This window comes from Streptomyces sp. FH025 (assembly GCF_017427025.1).
Classification (GTDB): domain Bacteria; phylum Actinomycetota; class Actinomycetes; order Streptomycetales; family Streptomycetaceae; genus Kitasatospora.
In genome coordinates, this window is sequence record NZ_JAFLNG010000423.1 from 1 (window position 1) to 6,886 (window position 6,886).

The following is a 6,886-nucleotide window of genomic DNA, read 5'->3' on the forward strand; positions in this document are numbered from 1 at the left end:
TCGAGGTCGGGGACGCGGATGATCGGGAGGACGGGCCCGAAGATCTCCTCGCGCATCACCGGGGCGTCGGGGTCGACGTCGGCGAGGACGGTGGGGGCGAGGTAGCGGGTGGCGCGGTCGTGGTCGCCGCCGGTGACGATGCGGCCGTCGGCGAGCAGGGCGGTGAGCCGGTCGAAGTGGCGTTCGTTGACGATGCGGCCGTAGTCGGGGCTCCGGACCGGCTCGGTGCCGTACATCTCGCGGATGGCGGCGGTGAGGTGCGCTTCGAGTTCGGTGGCGGTGTCGCCGACGGCGAGGACGTAGTCGGGGGCGACGCAGGTCTGACCGGCGTTCATGAACTTGCCCCAGGCGATGCGGCGGGCGGCCGTGGCGAGGTCGGTGCCGGGTTCGACGACGGCGGGGCTCTTGCCGCCCAACTCCAGGGTGACGGGGGTGAGGTGGCGTGCGGCGGCGGTCATCACGATGCGGCCGACGGCGCCGTTGCCGGTGTAGAAGACGTGGTCGAAGCGCTGCTCCAGGAGGGCGGTGGTCTCCGGCACGCCGCCCTCGACGACGGCGACGGCCTGCCGGTCGAGCGTGCGGGGCAGCCAGTGGGCGATCAACGCCGAGGTGGCGGGGGCGAGTTCGCTGGGCTTGACCACCGCGCAGTTGCCGGCGGCGATCGCGCCGACCAGCGGGGCGAGGGCGAGCTGCAGCGGGTAGTTCCAGGGGGCGATGACCAGCACCGTGCCGAGCGGCTCGCGCACCGTACGGGCCCGGGCGGGCTGAAGCGCCAGCGGGACCGCCACCCGGCGCGGGCGCAGCCAGCGGTCGAGGTGGCGCAGGGTGTGGTCGATCTCGTTGATCGTGAAGCCGATCTCGGTGGTGTGGGCCTCGGTGGGGCTCTTGCCGAGGTCGGTGTGCAGGGCGTCCGCGAAGGCGGCCTCCTGCTCGACCAGCAGGCGCCGCAGGGCGCGCAGTTGGGCCTTGCGCCAGGCGAGGGACTTGGTCCGGCCGGTGGCGAAGGTGGCGTTCAGGCGGGTGACGGTGGCGGCCGCGTCGGTGGTCGCGGCGTCGGCGGGGAGGGTGTCCGGGCTCATGCCTCGAGCATAAACGAAACGAAACGATTTCGTTTCTAGTTTTCGATAGACTCGTCGGCATGACCCCCAGCACAGCCCCGTCCCAGCCCGCCGAGCCCGCGCCGCGCCGGGGCCGCCCCCGCGACGCCGCCCGGGACCGGGCGCTGCTGGACGCCACGCTCGCCGTCCTGGCGGAGAGCGGCTACGGCGGGCTGACGACCGCCGCGGTGGCGGCCCGGGCCGGGGTGTCCACGGCGACCCTCTACCGGCGCTGGTCGTCCAAGGAGGACCTGGTGATCGCCGCCGCCGCGCTGTACGGGGAGGGCGCGCACACGCCGCCGGAGACCGGCAGTCTGGAGGGCGACCTGCGGGTCGTGCTGCGCGACAAGGCCGCCGCCATGACCGGCGAGAGCGGCCGGCTGATGCGCGCCCTGATCGGCGAGGCCGCCCACAACGCCGCCCTGGCCGACGCGCTGGTGCGGGCCTTCCTGCGGCCCGTGTACGCGCGGGTGGAGGAGGTCGTGCGGCGCGCGGTCGAGCGGGGGGAGATACCGCCGCTCAAGGACGCTGACCTGCTCGGCGAGGTGGTGCTCGGCCCGGCGATGACCCGCTTCCTGCTCACCCCGCAACCGCCGCAGGACGTCGACGCGGACACCGCCCGGGAGACCGCCGACCGCCTGCTGCCCTTCGCCCTGCGGGCGGTGGGCGGCGGGAGTCAATGACCCGAAGCGGAAGGGGAGTCGGTCCGCCGGCGTCGGCCGGCGGCTACCGAGAGGCCGAAGACGAGCAGGCCGAGGGCGGTCATCGCGGCACCGGCCAGGTTGGTGGCCGGGTACGAGCCGCCGCGCTCGATGACGGCGGCGCCGAGCAGGGAGCCGAGGGTGATGCCCGCGCCGAAGGCGGCGGTGTTCGCCGTGCCGACGAGCGCGGACTCGCGGCCCGCGACCCGCAGCACGTAGGCCTGGGTGGGGGTGAGCAGGCCGAAGCCGCAGAAACCGAGGAGGAACAGGGTGGCGACGGCCGCGCCGCGGTGGTGGACGGTGACGGAGAACAGGGCGAGCGCGAGGGTGAGGGCCGCCAGCAGCGCGGCCGTGGTCGGGACGAGGGCGCGGTCGGCCGCCCGCCCGGCCGTCCAGTTGCCCGCGACCAGTCCGGCGCCGTAGACCGCGAGCAGCCACACCACGTCGCCGGTGCCGAAGCCCGTGACCTCGGTCAGCATCGGCTGGACGAAGGTGAAGGAGGCGAACAGCCCGCCGAAGCCGATCGCCGTCGCCGCGAGCGCCAGCCAGAGTCGCAGGTCGGCGAAGACGGCCAGCTCGGCGCGGAGCGCGATCCCGCCGGAGGACTCCGCCGAGGAGCGGGGGAGGAGCAGGAGCAGCCCGAGCAGCCCGCCCGCACCCAGCACCGCGACCAGCACGAACGCCCCGCGCCAGCCCCAGGCCTGCCCGGCCAGGGTGCCGATCGGCAGGCCCAGCACGTTGGCCAGGCTCAGCCCGGTGAACACCAGGGCGATCGCCGCGCCCTGCCGGGCCGCCGGGACGAGCCGGGAGGCGACCACCGAGGCCGCGCCGAAGAAGGCGGTGTGGGTGCACGCGGTGAGGAAGCGGGCGGCCAGCAGCGGCCCGAAGCCCGGGGCGAGCGCCGAGGCGAGGTTCCCGACGGTGAACAGCAGCATCAGCAGCACCAGCAGCCGTCGGCTGCGCATCCGCAGGGTGAGCAGGGCGAGCACCGGCCCGCAGGCCTGGCCGACCGCGTAGGCGGTGGTGACCAGCCCGGCCTGGGCGACGGTGACGTCGAAGTCGGCGGCCAGCTCGGTGAGCAGGCCGTTGGTGACGAACTCGGTGGTGCCGATGGCGAAGGCGCTCAGGGCGAGCGCGAGCAGGGCTGGGGGCATGGCGGTGGGACGTCCTCTGGCCGGAGGGGCGGGGTACGGAGCCATGCTTCGGTGGCGCCCGGTGCGGCAGCCAGCCACCTGCCGTTCCTGCTACTCGCAGGGTCACCCATGGCGCTGGCCTGCGAAAACCTTCCGCCCTACGCTCGGGAGGCATGGGAGGCATGGGAGGCAAGACAGCCAAGGCAGCCAAGGCAACCGAGGGAAGCGGCAGCGAACTGGGCGAGTTCCTGCGCCTGCGCCGCGCCGCCGTCACCCCGGCCGAGCTGGACCTGCGGGTGCCGTCCGAGCACCGGCGGGTGCCCGGGCTGCGCCGGGAGGAGCTGGCCGGGCTGGCGGGCATCAGCCTCGCCTACTACACCCGGCTGGAACAGGGCCGCAGCACCAACGCCTCGGACCAGGTGCTGGACGCGATCGCCCGCGTCCTGCGGCTGGACGCCACCCAGCGCGCCCACCTGTACGACCTCGCCCGCCGCCCGCCCCGGGCCGTCCGGCGCCGGCCCCCGTCCGAGCAGCCGCACCCGCGCTCGGTGCAGCTCCTCGAAGCGCTGCACCACCTGCCCGCGCTGCTGCTCGGGCGGCGCAACGACGTGCTGGCCTGGAACCCGCTCGGCCACGCGCTGCTCGCCGGCCACCTGCCGTACGAGGCACCGGCCGACCCGGCCACCCGGCCGTCGATGAGCCGGATGCTGTTCCTGGACCCGCACACCCGCGAGCTCGAACGGGACTGGGAGCACTACGCCCGCACCCACGTCGGCTATCTGCGGCTCGTCGCCGGCCGGTACGGGGAGGACCGCGCGCTGGCCGAGCTGATCGGCGAACTCAGCATGAAGAGCCCGGAGTTCGCCGGCTGGTGGGCCGGCGGGAACGTCCGGGAGTGCACCTTCGGCAGCCGGGTGCTGGACCACCCCGTGGTCGGGCCGTTGGAGGTGACGTACCAGGTGTGGCTCCAACCCGACCGGCCGGACCACCGGTTGGAGCTCTACACCCCCGGCCCGGACCCGGCCGCGGCGGACGCCCTGGCCCTGCTGGAACGGGAGTCGGGGCCGGCTCAGCGGGCGGCGGCCGCGAGGGCGAGCGAGGCGACGGCCAGCGCGAGGTAGGCGCCCGGGAAGTAGATGTTGTGGAGGACCCGGGCGCGGACGTGGGTGATCACGGCGCCCACGTAGAAGAGCACCAGGCCCACCGCGGCGGCGACGCCGAGCGGCGGGAAGGCGACCAGGCCGACCAGCAGGCCGACGGCCCCGGCCGTCTTCAGCGCGGCGAGCGGCGGGATCCAGCGCGGCGCGACGTTCACCTCGGCGGAGTTGGCCAGAACGAACCGGGCTCCGGCGAAGTCCGCCGCGGCTATCGCCGCGTTGGCGGCGATAGCGAGGACGGTCACGATCACGTAGGCGGTGGACATGGGTTCCTTCTCTCCGTAGCGGTCCCGGTGGATCCAGCCTCCTCAGGACCCCTGACTTGCGTCCAATACCTGCTTCCATAACCTGATGGAATGGATGTGGACACCCGGCTGCTGCGCACCTTCGCCGCCGTCGCGGAGGACGGCAGCCTGACCCGCGCGGCGGAGCGGCTCTTCGTCTCCCAGCCCGCGCTCACCAAGCAGATCCGGCAGCTGGAGAAGCGGCTCGGCACGCCCCTGTTCGTACGGTCCCGGGCCGGGATGACGCTCACCGCGGCGGGCCGCGCCCTGGCGGCGCGGGCGCCGGGGCTGCTGGCGGACTGGGACGCGGCGCTGCGCGAGACCAGGCGTACGGCGAGCCGGGCCGAGCGGGTGCTGCGGGTCGGCTTCCTGGCCAGTGCGGCCAACGAGGCGACCCCGCGCATCGTGGCCGGGTTCGCCCGCCGCCGCCCGGGCTGGCGGGTCGACATGCGGCACGCCACGTGGTCCGATCCGACGGCCGGCCTCGGCACCGGGGAGGTCGACGCCGCCCTGCTGCGGCTGCCCTTCCCCGGGCAGGAGCGGTTGCGGGTGGCCGAACTGTCCACCGAGCCCCGCTGGGTCGCGCTGCCCTCGGCGCACCCGCTGGCCGACCGCGCGGAGATCGCCTTCCGGGAGCTGTGGGACGAGCCCTTCGTCGCCGCCCCCGCCGAGACCGGCCGCTGGCGGGACTACTGGCTCGCCGCCGACGAGCGCGAGGGACACCCCGTCCGCATCGGCGCCGTCGTCGACCAGCCGGACGACTGGCTCAGCGCCATCGTCAACGGCTACGGCATCGCCCTCGCCCCGGAGTCCACCGCCCGCTTCTACGCCCGGCCCGGCATCACCTACCGGCCCGTCAGCGGCGTCACCCCCAGCCGGATCGGGGTCGCCTGGGCACCGGAGGACGACGGCAACCCCGTCGTCCGGGACTTCGTGGACTGCTGCCTGGAGAGCGCCTGAGGAACGAGGAAGGGGTGACGGCCCTCAGCGCCGCCACCCCCGTTGGCTTCTCGGCAGCCGGGCCGTGGTTCGTTGAGCCAAACCCCGCTTGGGAGTGAAACCGGGTGGGGATCCGCGCCGGTTTCGGTGGGGGTTCGGTGTCCGCCGTCCCGACCGGCCCTTCAGCCGGCCACGGACTGGCGCAGCCGCTTCTTGTCCGGCTTGCCGACCGCCGTCAGCGGGATCTCGTCCACCAGGTGCAGGACCTCCGGCGCGTAGATCCGCCCCTTGCGGGCCGTGACGAACGCCTGGATCTCGTCCAGCTCCGGCCGCTGCCCCGGCGCCGGGACGACGGCGACGTGGACGTGCTCCGCCTGCTGAGCGTCGCGCACCCCGAAGACGGCGCACTGGGCGATCGCCGGGTGGGAGACGAGCAGGTCCTCCACCTCGGACGGGTAGACGTGCCCGCCGACCACGATGATCAGGTCCTTGGCCCGGTCCGCCAGGTAGAGGTAGCCGTCCTCGTCGAAGTAGCCGACGTCGCCGGTGTTCAGCCAACCGTCCTGCAGCACCTGGGCGGTGAGGTCGGGCTGCTTCCAGTACCCGGCCATGAGGCTGGCGGAGCGGACGTGGACCTCGCCCTGCTCCCCGGTCGGCAGCACGGTGCCGTCGACGTCCCGGATCTCCACCTCGACGCCGTCGGCGGGCCGGCCGACCGAGACCTGGCCGCCGTGGCCGATCCGGTCGTGCTCCTCCGAGGGGAGCGCGGAGATCAGCTGCGCCTCCGACATCCCGTAGACGCCGATCAGGACCGGCCCGAAGACCTTGAGCGCCTCGCGCACCCGGGTCGGCGAGGAGGCGCTGCCGCCGTAGAGGATCTTCCGCAGGCTGGACACGTCGGTGCGGCTGATCGCCGGGTGGTCGAGCAGCCGGTGGAGCAGCGGCGGCAGCACCCAGAGGTCGGTGATGCGCTCGCGTTCGATCGCGGCCAGCACCTCGCCGGGCTCGAAGGTGCGCTGGAGGACCACCAGACCGCCGTGGTAGAGCGCCAGGTCGGCCATGATCCCGGCGAGATGGGCGAGCGCGGTGGCCGCGAGGAAGCGGGGCGGCTCGCCCGGGGCGCCGGCGAAGAACGCGACGTCGAAGATGGTCCGGTAAGGGCCGTGCAGGCCGAGGATGCCCTTGGGGATCCCGGTGGTGCCGCCGGTGTGGCGGATGCCCAGGTCGTCGTCCGGTCCGAGACGGACGGCCGGCGGCTCGGCCGGGCGGTGCGCGGAGGCGGCGATCACATCGGCGCCGATCGACTCCGGGCCCGGGCCCAGGGTGAGGACGGTCGGCACGTCGATCAGCGGCAGCAACTCGGCGGCGGCATCGAAGCGTTCGGCGTCCACGAGGAGGACGGTGGTGTCGACGCTCGCCACGATCTCGGCCAGGACCGGCACGCTCATGCCGTCGTACAGGCTCACCACCCGGGCGCCCGCGAGGGTGGCCGCGTAGCGGGCGGTGAGCGCCTCGGGGGTGTTGCCGGTGAGCAGGGTGACGGTGGTGCCGCGGCCGACGCCCCGGGCGATGAGC

7 protein-coding genes are annotated in these 6,886 nt (G+C 74.3%); 3 read left to right on the forward strand and 4 right to left on the reverse strand.

What is annotated here, in order from left to right; all coding sequences use genetic code 11:
• On the reverse strand, window positions 1-1,079 hold a 1,079-nt coding region (locus J0670_RS25685; RefSeq protein WP_207814039.1), incomplete at its 3' end, for an aldehyde dehydrogenase family protein.
• 59 nt (window positions 1,080-1,138) lie between these two features.
• Between J0670_RS25685 and J0670_RS25690 the strand changes: the two genes are divergently transcribed.
• Entirely contained in the window at window positions 1,139-1,780 is a 642-nt protein-coding gene (locus J0670_RS25690) for a TetR/AcrR family transcriptional regulator (protein WP_207814040.1), read from the forward strand.
• On the opposite strand, the gene J0670_RS25695 is transcribed toward J0670_RS25690, so the two are convergent.
• Window positions 1,774-2,952, reverse strand: coding sequence for an MFS transporter (locus J0670_RS25695; protein ID WP_207814041.1), 1,179 nt, complete (start codon window positions 2,950-2,952; stop codon window positions 1,774-1,776). The two genes, J0670_RS25690 and J0670_RS25695, sit on opposite strands and share 7 nt — an antisense overlap.
• 161 nt (window positions 2,953-3,113) lie before the next feature.
• Between J0670_RS25695 and J0670_RS25700 the strand changes: the two genes are divergently transcribed.
• On the forward strand, window positions 3,114-4,052 hold the full coding sequence (locus J0670_RS25700) for a helix-turn-helix transcriptional regulator (RefSeq protein ID WP_207814042.1): 939 nt from the start codon (window positions 3,114-3,116) through the stop codon (window positions 4,050-4,052).
• Here J0670_RS25700 and J0670_RS25705 read toward each other — a convergent pair.
• Window positions 4,001-4,354 carry a DoxX family protein gene (locus J0670_RS25705; RefSeq protein ID WP_207814043.1) on the reverse strand — a complete coding sequence of 118 codons (354 nt, stop codon included), beginning with the start codon at window positions 4,352-4,354 and terminating at the stop codon, window positions 4,001-4,003. The genes J0670_RS25700 and J0670_RS25705 overlap by 52 nt on opposite strands.
• A gap of 90 nt (window positions 4,355-4,444) precedes the next feature.
• On the opposite strand from J0670_RS25705, the gene J0670_RS25710 reads away from it, so the two are divergent.
• On the forward strand, window positions 4,445-5,332 hold the full coding sequence (locus J0670_RS25710; protein ID WP_207814044.1) for a LysR family transcriptional regulator: 888 nt from the start codon (window positions 4,445-4,447) through the stop codon (window positions 5,330-5,332).
• A gap of 161 nt (window positions 5,333-5,493) precedes the next feature.
• On the opposite strand, the gene J0670_RS25715 is transcribed toward J0670_RS25710, so the two are convergent.
• The coding region (locus J0670_RS25715) for an AMP-binding protein (RefSeq protein WP_207814045.1) at window positions 5,494-6,886 on the reverse strand (1,393 nt) is incomplete at its 5' end.